This window comes from Burkholderia sp. SIMBA_051, from assembly GCF_046534915.1.
GTDB classification, from domain to species: Bacteria; Pseudomonadota; Gammaproteobacteria; order Burkholderiales; family Burkholderiaceae; genus Burkholderia; species Burkholderia ambifaria.
Genome location: NZ_JAWRXS010000741.1, coordinates 1 through 244 on the forward strand (window position 1 = coordinate 1; position 244 = coordinate 244).

A 244-nucleotide genomic window follows, 5' to 3' on the forward strand; every position below is an offset into this window, starting at 1 on the left:
GGTGCAGTTGCTCGACCGCCAGGCCGCGCAGGCGCGCCTGCCGATTGCCCGTTTCGACGACGCCGCGCTAATCGGCTTCGAGCCCGAAGCGGGCTTCGCCGACGCCTACCTCGTCGCCACCAGCTTCGCGCGCTCGGCGCGCCGGCGTGGCGTGAAGGTCATGGAAGGCGTGCGCGTCACCGGCCTAGCCCGCGAAGGCCGTCGCGTAGTCGGCGTCGAAACGAGCGCCGGCAATTTCGGCTGC

General features: G+C 71.7%; 1 protein-coding gene. It reads left to right on the forward strand.

Annotated features, from left to right (window positions below; translation table 11 throughout):
* The coding region (locus SB771_RS36435; RefSeq protein ID WP_410722217.1) for an FAD-dependent oxidoreductase at positions 1-244 on the forward strand (244 nt) is incomplete at both ends.